A 14,276-nucleotide genomic window follows, 5' to 3' on the forward strand; every position below is an offset into this window, starting at 1 on the left:
TAGACAGTACGCCGGTCTCGATTTTACTCATGATTTCCCCAAATTATCGGAAAGTGAACCTGGCTGACGACGGCCGGACGGGCGTGCGCGACGATGGTCGCGCCGGTGTCCGCTGGAGGACGACGACCTGTTTAGGTAAATCCGTCCGGCGTGGCGTCGTCGCGCACCGGGCGTCCTTAGAATTCTGGCTGAGACGATCGACGTCACAAAGGGTGGCGTCGTGACGTTGCCGCAGTTGGGGGACGAGATGACCGAGGCACTTTCCGGCGACCCGTCGACGCTGCCACACCCCGCCTTGGCGCGGCTCATCGGCCCGACGAGGTCGCGGGCGCTGGCGGCGCTGCGGCGACCACGGTCGACGACCAGGCTGGCCGCGAGCATCGGCTGCTCGCTCGCCGCGGCGAGCGAGCACGCCCGCGTCCTGCGCGATTCGGGTCTCATCACGACGGAGCGGCACGGCAAGTCCGTGATGCACTCCATCACCGCGCTCGGCTGGAACTTGCTGAGCCGGCGCACCGACGTGCGGTCCGGGTCAGGCGACATCGTCGAGCCTTCGCAGCCGCCACAAAGGTGAGCACACCAGCGGCAGGATGGCGAGCAGCTCGCCGACCACGCCGATCCACAGCGCCGGCCGGATCCCCACGCCTTGCCCGAGCACCCCGCCGAGCAGCGCGCCCAGCGGGACGGCGCCCCACACCACGAACCGCGTCGTCGCGTTGACACGGCCCAGCAGTTCCTTCGGGCAGACCCGCTGCCGGTAGCTGATCTGCGTGACGTTCGAGACGACCACGGCGGCCGAGCCGACCGCCTCGCCCGCGGCGGCCAGCCAGAGCGGCCAACCGTGCTGGGTGAACGGCATCGGCACGGCCGAGAGACCGACCACGAAGGCGGCACAGACGATCGCGCGGCCCCCGCCGACTGCGGCCGCGACGCGCTCCACGATGAGAGCTCCGGCCACCGCCCCACCGCCGGCGACGGTGAACACGAGCCCGATCGTGCTCGCCGGCAGGTTCAGCTCGTCGGCCAAGAGCACCACGAACATCGTCGCCAGCACGGTGTTGCTGAGGTTGAACAGCGCACTGCGTGTCACCATCGCGCGGAGCAGCGGGTGGCCGAGCACGAACCGGGCGCCTTCGCCGACTTCAGCGATGAGCGGCCGCCGGGGACGGCGGGCGGCGGTCTCGCCGGTGCGAATCCTGGCGACGAAGAGCGCGGAGACGAGGAAGCTCACGCTGTCGGCCGCGATCGCCAGGGGCGCGGTCAACCAGCTCACCAAGTACCCGGCGAGACCGGGACCACCGACCTCCGCGACCCCGCGGGATGCCGTCAGCCTCGCGTTGGCCTGGACGAGATCCGGGGCGTCGACGACTTCCGGCAGATACGTCTGGTACGCGATGACGAAGAACACCCGCAGCACGCCGGCGAGCAGGGCGACCGCGAACAGATGGCCCATCGTCAGCGCGTGCACGGTCGTGGCGAGCGGGACCGTGGCGAGCAGCACCGCGCGACCGACGTCGCCGCCGATCAGCACCAGCCGCCGGTTCATGCGGTCGACCCACGCGCCTGCGGGAAGCCCCAGTACGAGGAAGGCCAGGTACTGGCTCATCGTGAGTAGTCCGACCTCGAACGGCGACGCGTCGAGCGTCTCGATCGCCACCAGCGGCAGCGCCAGCACCGTTACCGCGGAGCCGAAGCTGCTCACCGTGTCGCCCAGCCAGAAGCGGCGAAAATTGGCGTGCCGCACCAGGTTCGGCCGCGGCTGTGCGGGCGCCGCACTCATGCCGGGTGGTGGAACACGGCGGCCCGGGCTCCCCGGGTGACAACACCGGGCACTCCAGCCGGTACAGCCTTCGCGGTGCAGCCCGCGTACCCGTCCGGCGTGTAGAAGACACCCCACAAGGCGTGCCACCCGGTCTTGGTACCCGCCGGGTCGACCACGGTCTCGATCCGCGGCCGCACGCGCCGCTGGACGACGCACCCGGCCGCCGCGCCGGCGGCCAGCGCTCGGGCCCACTCGTCAGGCGTGACCGCCCAGCCCGCCACCGCGCCGATTCCGCGGTAGGACGCGTTCGGCTTCAGCATGAGTTCGGTCCCGTCCGCGGCGTAGGCGGGCACCGAGGCCGCCGCCAGTCGCCGGGTCTCGGGCAACACCCGGTCCACCACCGCGATCTCCTCCGGGGACAGGTAGTTGCGGCGCGCCGGCGTGGACAGCAGGGCCAGGCACGCCTTGTTGCCGTACAGGTGGCTGTCGAGCGGTGTCCAATGCACTGCGACGCCGTCGTCGACTGCGGTTCGGATCGGCTCGAACAGCGCTTCGCCGTCCGGTTCCCGGACGATCTCGTCGACTGTGAAGCACCGGAACACCACGTCGACCGGCGCGCCTCTCGCGCGCAACCGGCCGCCCGCGAAAGACAAGTCGCCGATCTCGGCGACGTGGCACACCAGACCGGCGCGGTGGAAGTCGTCGCGCAGCAGCCCCCAGGCCACCGCGAAGTCGCGCATTCCGCCCGGCGCCTCGACGAGCGCGACCACCGGATCCCGCACCCCGATCTCCGCCGCGGCAGTCCGCACCGCCGTCGCCAAGCGGTCGGCGGTGTCGACGAACCCGAGATCGTGCCGGCACGCGAACTCGGCGAACTCGGGAACGGCGAGCAGAGCCCTGGGCAGGTGAGCCGCCATGGTCGTGCTGCCGACGGCGCTGTTGAGGCCGATCTCGAGCAACCGGAACCCGTGCCCGTCGTGGTAGACATCGGCCCGGCCGTAGCGCGGCGGCTCCCGCCAGCCTCTCCGGGTGAGCAACTTCGCCGACCGTTCGTCGACACCGAGCGCGGCGCAGTAGCGGACCGCGTCGCCGTCGAACACCCGCTCCGGCAAGGACACCGCGAGGTCGACGACCGCGCGCAGGTCGGCCGCGAACGTGGTGATCTCCGCGGCCGGCACGAAGAGCGGCTGCGCGAGGTAAGTGGCGTTGACCGCGGTCAGCGGCGGGTACGCGGCGATGGCCCGGCGCAGGTCGGCCAGGTCGGGCGTGCCTGCCGCGGTTCGTCGGTACTCAGCGATGAGATCGCCGGGGGAGTGGCCGGTCATCGACGGCCGCCGACGGGGGTGGCCGCGCCGAGCGCACGCAGTTCGTCGAGGTGGCGCTGCCGGGCCGCGGCGGTGGCCGGCACCACCCAGCCCGCGGCAGCCGTCCCGCTGACGTTGACCACGGTGGACGTCTCGCTCGCACGCAGCAGCAGGCCACTCGCCGCGCCGTCGACCAGGTAGATGCCCAGCACCACGTGGTGTGGCCGTGGTTCGGACCCGATGTCCCGCGCGAGAACGACCTTGCTGGTCTCGACGAACCGTTGGGCCACCCAGTCCAGCGGACCGGTGCCCCGCAGCCGGGCCGTGATCTCGGCGGCGGTGTGCTCCCGCCCGACGACGACGTTCCGGCCGCCGGAGGATCGGGCCAGCTTGAACACGAGCTCCTCGCGCCGGGCGATGAGGTCGGCCTGGTTGCCCGGCGTCATCCGGACCGTTCGCGGCACGAAGGTTCCGATCGTTTCGAGGGTCGCCGGGTCCAGCAGCCGCCGGTACCGCTCGTCCCAGAACATCGCGAACCACGCCTTGTGCGTGCGGATCTCGGAGTCGAACAGGTTGACCACCGTGGCGCCGCTGCCGACGAGCCGCTCGACGAAGGCCGGATCGTCGACGTCGGCATGCATGAAGCCCCGATAGACGAGCGTGCGGTCGCCCTCGCGCAGCCACTCGGCCCGGTAGTCGCCGTGGTGGACGAGCTGGACGTCCAGTTCCGGGACGGCGTCGACGATGTGCCCACGCAGCAGGTCGAAGCCGAAGTACCCGATGCCGACGCGGCTGTCCCAGTCGCAGATGACCACCCGCTCGGAAGCCCGGTCGCGGGCGATACGCCCGATCAACGCTGCTATGTCCCGCTGCGGCGACGCGGTGCCCTCGAGCAGAGACCAGCCGAGCCGCGCGCACAGGACGTCCACGCAGTCGTGGATCTCGAAGCCGCTGATCGACGAGTCGATGTTCATCTCGCAGAACCGGTAGCCCTCGGTGGTCGGCAGCACGTCGAGCCGAGCGATGATCCGTTCTTCGGCGGCGAGCTCCGCCCAGTCGATCACGGCGGACGCAGGCAGCCCGAACATGGCGTGCAGGTTCTCGCGAGTCAGGGTCGCGAGCAGATGGCGGAGGATCGTCGTCTGGGCCCGGACGAGGACGCGGGCAGCGTCGGCCAGCCGCGCGTGGTCGTCCGCGGCGATCGTGAACGGGTGGGGCAGGAGCCGGAAGCGGTGCGCGCCCAGGGCGTCGGCGAACCCGCGCATGTGCGGGTTCGCCTCGAGCAGGACCTGCCGCGGTCCGGGCTCCTGCATCGCGGCGAGCCAGGGGTGATTGTCCTCGGAGAAGGTCATGGCACGCGGTCCGCGACGGTCGGCGCGGTGTCTACGCGGTACAGCCCGCCCGCCGCCTCCATCGCGCGGATCGCGGCGTGGTCGGCCAAGAGCTGGTCAGGGTCGGCCGCGGACAGGAAGACCAGGCCGGGACTGGTGTAGGAGTTCGTGGTCGGCACGACACGCGCACCGGCCTCGAGCGAGGTGTCGACCCCGTGGAAGCTCGGCAGTGAGCGCAACGCGTCGAGGTCGTAGCCGGTGAGGGTCCCCTCGACGGTGGACAGCAGCTGGACCATGGCGGGGTGCCGGCGCACCGGTGGCAGGGGCTCGGCGAACCGGCGGTGGAACATCGGTGGCGCGAGGTATGCCTCCGCGGTGGCCACCACCGCGTTGAGCCCGGTGGCCGCCGACACCAGTGAGATGTCCACCGAGCCCATGAACCGGGCCGCGCACTCGACCAGCACCGGTCCGGCGCCGGTTCGGATCACTTCGGTGTGCGACGGCCCGAATTCGATGCCGAGCGCGGTGAGCACCCGGGACACGTAGTCCTCGAGGACCTGGCCGGTGCCACCCGCGTCGTCGGTAACGGGCACGAGGGTCTCGAGGTCGTAGACAAGGGACTGGCCGATCCGGCGCTTGCGGGTGCGCCAGATGTCGGTCACCAGGTGGCGGCCGCTGGAGCTGACCGCGTTGACACTGAACTCCTCGCCCACCACGAACGGCTGGACGAGCAGGTCGTCGACTCGAGCGCCGAACACATCGGCGGATCCGATCAGCCGATCGAAGGTGCGGCCGGTTTCCTCGGCGCCGCGGCAGATGTGGAACCCGAACGTGCCGGAGCTGGAGACCGGTTTCAGCACGACGTGGTCCGCGCCGGTCCGGCTGCTCCAGCGCAGCACCTCCGCGCGGTCGGCCGAACGCAGGTGCGGGATGGTCGCGACGGCGGCCGCCGCGACGGCGTCGGCCATCATCGCCTTGTCCCGCCGAGCGGGGCTCAGCCGCGTCCCATTGCCCGGTGCGCCGACCAGTTCGGCCAGCCGGTCGGCGAGCAGCACTCCGGACTCGGCGGCGGCGACCACGCACCGCACGTCTTGGCCGTGCCGGTCGAGCCAGGCGAGCAGCTCCGCGTCGTCGCCGAGGTAGGTGAAGGAGCCCGCATAGTCGTGCGGCCGAAACGTGCGGGTCAGCACGTCGGGGACTGTCGGGCCGCTGCGCACGTGGACGGTCTGGAAGCCGTGCGCGGTGAACGCCGACGCCAGCGCGTTGCCGCTGGAGTAGCCGTCGACGATGACGCAAAGCTCGCGGCGAACCCTCACGTGGTCGGCCCCGCGACGGGCTCTGCCTGCGGCCGGCGAGGCATGCAGAGGATCTCCCACGCCTGGACGAGTTCGACCACATCGGCACAGTCGATGACGATGATCGGGTATCGCCGCGGGCTGTCGGAGCGGCCGGGGCGGCCGGGGCGTCGAGTGTTCACGACTTGGCCTCGCCCGGTGGTGCGGCCGGGACCCGGACCCGGATCGTGGCGGCGAAGCACTCGACGCCCGGGGGTGTCGATCCGCTGGATCGGCATCTTGGGCGCGCCCACCGGTCTGCTGGTCTCACACGCCCAGCCTTTCCTTGACGCGGCTGAAGAACGGGAGGTGCCGGTAGTCCCCGGCCCGCTCGTCGAACGCGGTGTAGCGGTTGGTGAACTCGAGCAGTCGACGCCGCACGTCCGCTACCGGCTCGTGCTGGATGTGTTGTTCGATCCGGTCGATCTCGGCGTGCAAGGCGGCCAGCACCGCGGGCAGCTCGCCGGTCAAGTGCAGCCGGTCGGCGCGCAGCTCGAGACCGCCGCGCGAGCGCAGGTAGGTGAACAGCAACTGCGAGGCGACGGCGTCGTAGTTGGGCCGGGGGATGCCCTCGACTGCGTACCGCAGCAGCCGCTCCGCGAGGACGTACTCGTAGGTGAGCAGGGCATCCGCCGCGGGGAGTGTCCGGTCGTGCAGGCACGCGAGCATCGACGACACGTCCGTGCGCAGCTCCTCCAGACCCGCGAGCGGCTTGGCGCTCTTCGCCTTCAGATAGCCGGGAATTGGCATCGGGCCGAGGCGGTGGTGGTGCTCGTGCATGCGCACCCACCACGCCGAAACCTGCCGGACGGCCGCGGTGCCGGCGTGCGCGAGGCTCGGGAACGACCCCTCGGCCATCACCTGCTCGATCATCGGCCGGGTCACCCGGAAGTGCCGCGTCACGAACTTGTCGATGAAGTAGAAGATCAGATCGTCGTCGTCCTGCACGCCGTCGAGGTGGTGCTCGGGGAACAGCGCCACCACGCCGGGCGGGGTGAATCCGTCGGTGGCCGCGTCGACGGTGACCGCCATCGTGTTGCTCGGATACGCGGTCAGCACGCTCTCGTCGGTGTGCACGGGCGTGTAGACGAGGTAGTCGAGGGCGAGCGACGGGAAGTACGGCACCCGGAACACGGAAAACAGCTGCCGGTCGACCGCCGCGTTGATGTGCGCCTTCGTCCTCGTCATCCGCGGGTCGTCGGCGAACCCCCGCAGGTCCGCGGTCAGCGCCTGTGCCGTCGGCAGGGCCCGGAGCGCGGGAGAGCTCTCGATCAGCGCCGCGAGCCGCGCTTGCTCGCCCGGGTCGGCGCGGACAGCATCCGGGACCACGCCCCGGCGCAGCCGCGCCACCTCGGCTAAGGGGGCGAGCCGGTCACTGGCGGTCATTCGCGACTCGCGTTCCCGTCCGCCTGCGGCAGCACCCGGGCGAACTCGTCGAGGGCGCCGGCCCAGCTGGCGACGTATTCCGCGACGAGTGCGACGAACCGATCGCGGTCCGGTGTCGGGGCCACGGCGGTGGTCATCCCCGTCTCGTCGTCGGAGACCGACGCGGCGTGGCCGGTCTCCGCGCGGATGTGAGAGTCGATCCAGTCCAGGTCACCGTGCCGCGCGAAGAGCGGCGCACCGTCGACGACGACGTTGGTGCACACTCGCCGGAAGGCGACCGCGATGTCGAGCGCGATGTGCTCGACGACCCGCAATTGCACGGCCGCTCCCAGGGGCTCGTCCGCGAGCCGCGCCATGCTGGCGAGCAGCACCCGCGCTCCGGCCGGCACGCCGGGCGTGCGCGCTTCCCCGGCGTGCGGGGCCAGGCGCGCGGTGACGGTGTCGTGCCACCAGACGTAGTGAATGCCCGCGGCGCCCTGGGGGCCGACCGCCGCGAACTCGCCGGCGAAGTTGGCCACGTCGTCGCCGATCACCCGGTAGGCGGTCTGGAATACCGCGAGCTCCAGGTGATTCGGTTCCTCGGTCATGGCAAACCGACGTGCGTTCAGTCCGAGACTCGCGATCGTCGTGAACATGAACGACCGCGTCATTCGCCCCCATGTCGCGGCAATCGTGTACGCGGCTTCCGGCGTGACCGTCGGACAGTGCCGAGCCCGGTGGAAGAATTCATTGTTCTCCCGGTTCAGGCCCGCGCCATCGATGAGCCGGTTGACCTGGTCGTCAAGGGTCGGTGCGGTGTCCTGTCGATCGATGAGCGCACCGGCCCGACCCAGGTTGTCCTTAGTCATTGACGTTTCCCCTGCCTTGAGCATCGCCAGTCAAAGTAGGCTCCTCGCCGATTGGATCGCAATGCTTTCGGGTACGACCGAAAACATTGCTCGCCGTTCTGTGGGACTGCTAATAATTCTCGAATACAACAGGTGCGATGAAGGAGTTTGGAATGCTGCAACGTGCCGAAAGCCACGACGACCGACCCGTGGTGAAAAGCGATGTGAAGAGCGTGGGCGACGGTCTCGCGTTCCGCCAGGAAGTCAAGAGTGTCGGCGACGGGCTGGCTTTCAAGGGCGAGGTGAAGAGCGTCGGAGACGGACTGGCGTTCCAGGAATAGCGTCCTCGGTGCCGTGGGGGCGTCCGTGTCCACGACCGGGTTCGCGCGCGAGCTGGACCACACGGCCGGGATGCGCCGATGCGGGACGCCGGAAGAGACACTGGCCCGGGTGATGCCGCTGCGCCCGACCTGCGGCATCACCCGGCTCGCCCGGCTGACCGGGCTGGATGACGTCGGTATCCCGGTGTTCGCCGCGATCCGCCCGCACGCCCGGTCGCTCGTGATCAGCCTCGGGAAAGGCGGGACGGACGCCGCCGCCAAGGTCTCCGCTCTCATGGAGAGCGTCGAGATCTGGCACGCGGAGCGGGTCCGCCTCCCATCCCGGCGCGGCACTGCCAAGTTCCTCTCGGCGCGCGGGCACCGGGTCGTGGCGGCCGACTTGCTGCCGGCGGCGGCCGGCCGCGAGGTCGACCCGGCAGCGCGGATGGACTGGGTGGCGGGCGCGGACCTGCAGACGGGTGAACCGGTCTGGGTGCCGTCCGACGTCGTCTCACTGGACTTCACCAGCGCGGGGGACAGCGCCGCCAGCGGGTTGCTGCGCAGCAGCAACGGTCTGGCGTCCGGAAACACCAGGACGGAAGCGCTCGTCCACGCGCTCTGTGAGGTCGTCGAGCGCGACGCCGAGGCGCTGTGGCGACGCCGCGCCGACTACGCGCGGGTGGATCCGGACACGGTTACCGACCCCCACTGCCGAGAGCTGATCGCGGTGCTCCGGGCCGCCGGTGTCGGCGTCCTGCTCTGGGACGTCACCTCCGACATCGGGGTTCCTGCGTTCGGCTGCCTGCTCACCCCGGCCTCCGGAGATCTGCGTGCGGTGGGCCTGCACGACGGGTTCGGCTGCCACCTGCGGCCTGGGGTCGCGCTGTCGCGGGCCTTGACCGAAGCGGCGCAGAACCGGCTCACCTACATCTCCGGTAGCCGCGACGACCTGAGCCGCGAGGGGCTGCGGCAGGCTGTCGACCCGGACCGGCTGGCTCGGGTGAGCGCCGAGCTGGCCGCTGTGCCGTGCACCCGGGACTTCGCGGATCACAAACCACCCGAAACCGCCTCGCTGGCCGCCGACCTCGACACCGTCCGCGCCCGGATGACGGCTGCGGGTTTCGCCGACGTCGTGGCCGTCGACCTGACGTACGAGGAGCTCGGCGTGCCCGTGGTCAAGGTGGTCGTGCCGGGTCTCGAGGCGCGCTTCGGTGATGCCGAGCCGGGTCTGCGCGCGCTGGCCGAGAGCCGATGAGCTCTTCGAGTCGACCCCTGACCCGCACCAGTCCCTTCCGGACCGCTCGTGATCGCGAGCGGGAGCTCAGCGGGTTCGTCGTGTCGGCGCGGCCGTGCAAGCGGGCCGGTGATGCCGTCTTCGGTAGTTGCCCGGCTCGCGGCGAGCCACGCTGTTCCGGCGGTGTCGACCAGGTGCTCATCCGGTGATGAGTCCGTCGGCCGAAAGTCGAACGGCTCGCACCCAGGGCCGCGCACCCACCGGGATCGAGGGATCACAACCCCTGCCGAACCGGGTTGCAGAAGGGACAGCGGTCTGGTGAACACCCACGTCTTCCTCGGCCCGACGTTGTCCGTCGCGGCGGCACAACGCATCCTCGCGGCTCAGTACCACCCGCCCGCCGCGATGGGCGATGTGTACCGCTGCACGCAACACCAGGACAGTCCAGGCACGATGCTGATCGTCGACGGCTACTTCGAGCAAGTACCTTCGGTGCGGCACAAAGAGATCCTCCATGCGATGTCAGTGGGCTGGCGGGTTCTCGGCTGCGCCAGCATGGGCGCGCTGCGCGCGGCGGAGCTTCACCAGTACGGCATGGCTGGTCTCGGCTCGGTGTTCGAGGACTACCGGGACGAGGTGCTGGAGGACGACGACGAGGTCGCGGTGGCACACGCCGCCGCCGAGTACGGCTACCGTGCGCTCTCCGTTGCCATGGTGGACATCCGGGCAACGCTGCACGCCGCGGCCGAATGTTCGGCCGTCGGCCCGGAAGCAGTCGAGGGTGTCGTGACCGCCGCGAAGCGGATGTACTACCCGGACCGCCACTGGCCGGGCGTGCTGGCCTCGGCCCGGCTGCGCGATGCCGAGCGGTCCACGCTGCTCGACTTCGTCCGGGAGCACGGGCAAGGCGTCAAGCGCCGGGACGCGGTCGGTGCGCTCACCCTGCTCGCCGAGGGCAGCCTGCCCGAACGAACCGGCGAGCTCGTGGAGTTCCGGGCGACGAACAGCTGGCACCGCTTCGTCGCGGCGGAGGCGGTGGTCGCCGGATGACGACGCTGGGGGGCACGAGGTCCCGGGTGTACACGGGCTCGAGCCTGCGAGACCTGATCGAGCGGCGCACCGGCGACGAGGTGCTGGCCCGGGACGCGGCGCTGGTTGCGTCCGTGCTGCCGTTCAAGGTCAACACTCACGCGGTCGACGAGCTCGTCGACTGGTCCCGGGCGCCGGACGACCCCCTGTACCGGCTGCTGTTCCCGCACCGGGACATGCTGGCCCCGGCGGATTTCGACCGGCTCGACAAGGCGGCGGCGGATCCCGCCGGGCTGCGAGCGGCGGTGGCGGAAATCCGGGCGGGCATGAACCCGCATCCGGCCGGGCAGCTCGAGTTGAACACGCCGGTGCGGGGCCTTCAGCACAAGTACGAGCGGACACTGCTGGTATTCCCCAGGCAGGGGCAGACGTGCCACAGCTACTGCGGCTACTGCTTCCGCTGGGCCCAGTTCATCGGCGAGCCGGACCTCCGGATGGCGGTCGACGGTCCGGAGACGATGACGTCCTACCTGGATCACCATCCGGCTGTCTCGGACGTCGTACTGACCGGCGGGGACCCGCTCGTGATGCAAACGCCGTTGCTGGAGCGATACGTCCGGCCGCTGCTCGATCCGCGGTACGAACACGTCGAGTCCATCCGTATCGGCACCAAGGCCGTTTCGTTCCAGCCGGATCGGATCACCGCCGGGCCGGACGCCGACTCGCTCTTGCGGCTCTTCGAGGACGTCGTGCACGCGGGCCGGCACCTGGCCTTGATGCTGCACGTGTCGCATCCGCGGGAGCTGCGGACCGACGGCGCCCGCAAAGCGCTGGCCAGACTTCGCGGGACCGGAGCCGTCCTGCGGTCGCAGGCGCCGGTGATCCGGCGCGTCAACGACGACCCGCTGGTGTGGGCCGACCTGTGGCGCGAGCAGGTGCGCCGGGATGTGCTGCCGTACTACCTGTTCGTGGAGCGTGACACCGGCGCCAACCACTACTTCGGCGTGCCGCTCGTGCGGGTGCACGAGATCTACCGGGACGCGCTCACGAGGGTCAGCGGGCTCGCCCGCACGGCACGAGGGCCCGTCATGTCGGTGTCCCCGGGCAAGGTCGTCGTGGATGGCGTCGCAGACCTGCCCGGCGGGCGAGCGTTCGCGCTGCGCTTCCTGCAGGCGCGCGATCCCCGGTTGGTAGGCCGCCCGTTCTACGCCCGCTTCCGCGCCGACGCGGCCGGGTGGGCGGACCTCGAGCCGTACGGCCTCGCCGACCACGAGTTCTTCGACGCACACGGAGGAACGACATGATCGTGCTGGTCAACCCGCTGTCGAGCGGGTACCACCTGTCCGAGGCCTGCCAGGAGGCGGGAGTGGACACCCTGCACCTCTACGAGCCCGAGCTGGCGCGGGCGCAGGCCGCCGACACCGTGTCCCCGCTGACCGAGGTCCACGAGTCCTTCCGTAAGACCGTGGCGCGCCTGCGGGCGCGACGGCCGGTCGCCGTGCTGCCCGGCAGCAACTGGGGGGTGCGGCTCGCCGACCGGCTCGGGGCGGCACTCGGCCTGCCGCACAACGATCTGACGCTCTTGGACGCGCGGGTGGACAAAGCGGTGATGGTCAAGACCGTCGCGGCAGCCGGCATCCCGGTGCCGTCGAGCTACGCGGTGACCAGCCGGGAGCAGCTGGAGAACGCTCTGGACGAGCTGGGCGCCGGAGCCGTGGTGCTGAAGTGGACCAATACGGGCGCGAGCCGCGGCTGCCTGCGCTGCGAAGGCCGGACCGAAGCGGTGCAAGCCTTCGAGCAGCTGATCGGCAAGCCGAACGGGATCGGCGTCGTGAACGACACAGTGCTTCTCCAGCGGTACGAACCGGGACCGCAGTTCGGGGTCAATACCGTCAGCATGGCCGGGCGGCACCTGGTGTCCGATGTGTACTACCAGCGCTACGACTGGGCAGCCGGCGCGCCCACCAGCCGGGATCTCCTGCTGGCCAAGGAACTCACCGGCCGGCTGCGCCGGGTGGTGGCGTACGCACTGTCGTGTTTGGACGCGCTGGGCGTCGTGGAGGGTTGTGCGCACACCGAGGTCCGGTGGTCGGCGGCCGGACCCGTCCTCGTCGAGGTGAACTGCAGGCACCTCGGGTGCGTGCACACCGACCCGTACTTCGCCGCGACCGGTCGCAGCCAGGTCCACCTGCTCGCCGAACGCCACCTGGAGCCGGACCGGTTCGCCGGGCGGCTGGCAGCGCCGTACTCGACCGGCCGCGCACTGGGTATGGCGTACCTGCGGTCCCGTACCGCCGGGATGCTCGCGAGCAGTCCCGGGCTGTCCGCCGTCCGCCGGTTGCCCGGTTTCCACAGCCTCGTGAGCGTGCCCGGCCGCGGCCGGCGGATCACGCCGTCGAACCTGGCGATGATGGAACTCGGCGGCGCTTACTTCGTGCACGACGACGAGGCGGTGGTGCGCGAGTCGCTGGACGCGTTGCACGCGCTGCACTCCGCCGAGGGGGTGTACCGGACCCGTGCGGACCGATGAAACGGCAGGAAGTCGAGACGTCGCCCTGGTGGGAGGCCACGTCGTGCCGGTCGCGGGTGACCCCGTCTCCGGCGGCACCGTGCTCGTCGAGGACGGCCGGATCACCGCGGTGGGGGCTGACGTCCGGGTGCCGGCGCACGTGCCGGTGGTGGACGTGCGCGGCCGGTGGGTGCTGCCCGGCCTGGTCGATGCGCACAGCCACCTCGGGCTGATCGAGGACGGCGAGGGATGGGCGGGCGCCGACGGGAACGAGGTGACCGATCCCAACGGCGCGCGGCTGCGCGCGCTCGACGGGATCAATCCCGCGGATCCCGCGTTCGCCGACGCGCTCGCGGGCGGTGTGACGTGCTGCTTGGTGAAACCCGGTAGCAGCAACCCGATCGGCGGCCAGGCCGTCGCGATCAAGACGTGGGGCCGGACCGTCGACGAGCTGACGGTCCGCGCGCCGGCGGGTGTGAAAAGTGCGCTGGGCGAGAATCCCAAACGCGCCTACGGGGACCGGCAGGCGTTGCCGAGCACCCGGATGGGCACGGTCGCGGTGCTGCGCGACGCGTTCGTGGCGGCCCGGGACCACGTCGCGTCGGCCGCGGACGGTTCCGCGCCGAAAACGCACCACGGGCACGAGGCATTGGCGGGTGTGCTTGCCCGCGAGTACCCGCTTTTCCAGCACGCGCACCGGGCCGACGACATCGCCACCGCGATCCGGCTGGCCGATGAGTTCGGCTACCGGCTGGTCCTCGTGCACGCGACCGAGGCGAGGTTCGTCGCCGGCCTGCTCGCCGAGCGGGACGTCCCGTGCGTGATCGGGCCGCTGATCCACAGCCGGTCCAAGGTCGAACTCCGGCAGCGGGACCCGGTCACCGCCGCGGTTCTCGTCCGGGCGGGCGTGCCCGTGGCGTTGACGACCGACCACCCGTTCGTGCCCATCGATCTTTTGGCGCTGCAGGCGATCCTGGCGGTGCGGGCGGGGCTGGCACCGGACGACGCGCTGCGGGCCATCACCGTCGTGCCTGCGGCGATCATGGGGCTCGCGGACCGCGTCGGCGCGTTGCGCCCCGGGCTCGACGGCGACGTCGTGGTGTGGTCGGGTAATCCACTCGACATTTACCAGCGGGTGCTTCGGGTGTTCGTGTCCGGTCGGGAAGTATTTACCGCCACCGATACTTCAGTCGACGCCGAATAGATGGAAGAAGATCCGGACCGCTGCTAACGTCGAGAG

The 14,276-nt window shown here is 70.8% G+C and carries 13 protein-coding genes; 7 read left to right on the top strand and 6 right to left on the bottom strand.

The window, feature by feature from the left end; genetic code table 11:
* Positions 1–220: 220 nt before the first annotated feature.
* Positions 221–574 (top strand): helix-turn-helix domain-containing protein, encoded by a 354-nt coding sequence (locus AB0N03_RS19515; protein WP_364373260.1) that lies wholly within the window; start codon positions 221–223, stop codon positions 572–574.
* Here AB0N03_RS19515 and AB0N03_RS19520 read toward each other — a convergent pair.
* The 6 genes from AB0N03_RS19520 to AB0N03_RS19545 form a co-directional block, all read right to left on the bottom strand.
* Positions 533–1,780, bottom strand: a complete 1,248-nt coding sequence (locus AB0N03_RS19520) for an MFS transporter (RefSeq protein ID WP_364373263.1) — start codon at positions 1,778–1,780, stop codon at positions 533–535. The genes AB0N03_RS19515 and AB0N03_RS19520 overlap by 42 nt on opposite strands.
* Positions 1,777–3,087, bottom strand: coding sequence for a hypothetical protein (locus AB0N03_RS19525; protein ID WP_364373266.1), 1,311 nt, complete (start codon positions 3,085–3,087; stop codon positions 1,777–1,779). The genes AB0N03_RS19520 and AB0N03_RS19525 overlap by 4 nt, the downstream gene beginning before the upstream one ends.
* Entirely contained in the window at positions 3,084–4,418 is a 1,335-nt protein-coding gene (locus tag AB0N03_RS19530) for a hypothetical protein (RefSeq protein ID WP_364373269.1), read from the bottom strand. The genes AB0N03_RS19525 and AB0N03_RS19530 overlap by 4 nt, the downstream gene beginning before the upstream one ends.
* Complete coding sequence (locus tag AB0N03_RS19535; protein WP_364373272.1) at positions 4,415–5,713, bottom strand: ATP-grasp domain-containing protein; 1,299 nt, start codon at positions 5,711–5,713, stop codon at positions 4,415–4,417. Before AB0N03_RS19535 ends, AB0N03_RS19530 begins: the two co-directional genes overlap by 4 nt.
* Positions 5,714–5,998: 285 nt before the next feature.
* Complete coding sequence (locus tag AB0N03_RS19540) at positions 5,999–7,117, bottom strand: DUF6421 family protein (protein WP_364373275.1); 1,119 nt, start codon at positions 7,115–7,117, stop codon at positions 5,999–6,001.
* The gene (locus tag AB0N03_RS19545; protein ID WP_364373278.1) at positions 7,114–7,989 is read right to left on the bottom strand and encodes a DUF6202 family protein; all 876 of its coding nucleotides are present in this window, start codon (positions 7,987–7,989) and stop codon (positions 7,114–7,116) included. Before AB0N03_RS19545 ends, AB0N03_RS19540 begins: the two co-directional genes overlap by 4 nt.
* Positions 7,990–8,117: 128 nt before the next feature.
* Here AB0N03_RS19545 and AB0N03_RS19550 point away from each other — a divergent pair, with 128 nt between their 5' ends.
* From AB0N03_RS19550 to AB0N03_RS19575, 6 genes are all read left to right on the top strand, one after another.
* Entirely contained in the window at positions 8,118–8,285 is a 168-nt protein-coding gene (locus tag AB0N03_RS19550) for a hypothetical protein (RefSeq protein WP_364373280.1), read from the top strand.
* 25 nt (positions 8,286–8,310) lie between these two features.
* Positions 8,311–9,519 (top strand): YcaO-like family protein, encoded by a 1,209-nt coding sequence (locus AB0N03_RS19555; protein ID WP_364373283.1) that lies wholly within the window; start codon positions 8,311–8,313, stop codon positions 9,517–9,519.
* A 297-nt stretch (positions 9,520–9,816) separates the two neighbouring features.
* Positions 9,817–10,548 (top strand): TfuA-like protein, encoded by a 732-nt coding sequence (locus AB0N03_RS19560; protein WP_364373286.1) that lies wholly within the window; start codon positions 9,817–9,819, stop codon positions 10,546–10,548.
* Positions 10,545–11,831: a lysine 2,3-aminomutase gene (locus tag AB0N03_RS19565; protein WP_364373289.1), complete on the top strand. Its 1,287-nt coding sequence runs from the start codon at positions 10,545–10,547 to the stop codon at positions 11,829–11,831. The genes AB0N03_RS19560 and AB0N03_RS19565 overlap by 4 nt, the downstream gene beginning before the upstream one ends.
* The gene (locus AB0N03_RS19570) at positions 11,828–13,057 is read left to right on the top strand and encodes a hypothetical protein (RefSeq protein ID WP_364373292.1); all 1,230 of its coding nucleotides are present in this window, start codon (positions 11,828–11,830) and stop codon (positions 13,055–13,057) included. The genes AB0N03_RS19565 and AB0N03_RS19570 overlap by 4 nt, the downstream gene beginning before the upstream one ends.
* The gene (locus AB0N03_RS19575; protein ID WP_364373295.1) at positions 13,044–14,240 is read left to right on the top strand and encodes an amidohydrolase; all 1,197 of its coding nucleotides are present in this window, start codon (positions 13,044–13,046) and stop codon (positions 14,238–14,240) included. Before AB0N03_RS19570 ends, AB0N03_RS19575 begins: the two co-directional genes overlap by 14 nt.
* Positions 14,241–14,276: the final 36 nt, after the last annotated feature.

The sequence above is a fragment of the Amycolatopsis sp. NPDC051061 genome, assembly GCF_040682935.1.
GTDB lineage: Bacteria > Actinomycetota > Actinomycetes > Mycobacteriales > Pseudonocardiaceae > Amycolatopsis.